Here is a 1378-nt window from a genome sequence, read left to right as displayed (position 1 = left end):
GCCGAAGAGGGATGCCCCCTGTTCGGCCCGTTGTGTATATTGATTAATCCTGAAGAGAGGGCTTAAAACTCTCCTGTTTGTCACCGTGTTTTTTTTCCCACATCGCTTCAATTTCTTCAAGGGATTTGCCTTTGGTCTCCGGAATGACTCTCCAAGTAAAGAGGAGTGTAAACAGGGAGGTTGCGGCAAAAATCCAGAACGTTATAGCAGGTCCTGCGGAAGAAAGCAGCGGCGGGAAGGATTGGGAAACCGCGAAGTCGGCCCCCCAGAGAGCCATTGTGGCGACCGCCGTAGCAAGGCCGCGAATCCGGCTCGGGAAGATCTCGGACAGGATTACCCAAACGACGGCCCCGAGTGAAATAGCGAAGGCCGCAACATAGACCAGAATGCAGATCAGGACAATCGGGCCGTCCGTACGCCCGGTATGAAAAGCAAAGCCGATGATCGCCAGGCTGACGGTCATGAAGAACGAACCGGCCAGCAGCAGCACCTTGCGGCCCAGCTTATCGACAAGCCAGAGGGACAGCGCGGTGAAGATTAAATTAACAAGTCCGACCATAATGGTCTGAGTAAGAGAACCGCTGGCTCCCGCACCGGTCTGGCGGAAGATTTCCGGCGCATAGTACATTACGGCGTTGATACCCGTGATTTGCTGAAGCATGGCGACGATAATGCCTACGATCAGCACGGTGCGCAGGACCGGCGTCAACCTCCGACCGGAGGCAGCCTTGGCTTCCTCGTCCTGAGCAAAGCTCTGCTTGATATCAAGCACTTCTTTCTTGGCCAGTTCTTCTCCGTGAATCTTCAGCAGAATAGGCAGCGCCTCTGCGGCTCTTCCTTTCTTGATCAGCCATCTCGGGCTTTCCGGAACCAGGAACAGCAGAGTCAGGAACAGAAGTCCCGGCACGATACCGGTTCCAAACATGATGCGCCAGCCTGTGGAAACGTCCCATGCGTCATTGCCCATACTGGAAACGCCCAAGGCCAGAAAGGAGCCGAGAAAAATACCGCTAACCGTCGCCATCTGGTTCATGGCGACCAGCCGACCGCGAAATCTGGCGGGGGCGATCTCCGCATTATAGAGCGGGCAGAGCGTCGAGGTGATACCGATGGCGAGACCCTCGATCATGCGGGCTGTGATGAACATTCCCAGCGTTGGCGAGACAGCGGAACCGAAAATTCCGGCGGTGTACAGAACCGCAGCCGCAATCAGCACTTTTTTTCGGCCAAAACGTTCACCTATCGAACCGGATATCGCCGCGCCGGCCATACAGCCGATGATCAGGCAGGATACCGTCCAGCCAAGCATAAAGTTGCCGAGTGCGAACCGGGCACGCAATAATCCGTTAGCCCCCGACATTACCGCCGTATCGAATCC

At 55.9% G+C, this 1378-nt stretch carries 1 protein-coding gene; it reads right to left on the bottom strand.

The window, feature by feature from the left end; all coding sequences use genetic code 11:
- Positions 1–43: 43 nt before the first annotated feature.
- On the bottom strand, positions 44–1378 hold a 1335-nt coding region (locus CJP72_RS24870; protein WP_162383896.1), incomplete at its 5' end, for a sugar porter family MFS transporter.

The sequence above is a fragment of the Citrobacter sp. NCU1 genome (assembly GCF_010231475.1).
GTDB lineage: Bacteria > Pseudomonadota > Gammaproteobacteria > Enterobacterales > Enterobacteriaceae > Citrobacter_D.
The sequence above is the reverse complement of the archived record's forward strand: the minus strand, read 5'-3'. Positions and strand labels throughout refer to the sequence as shown.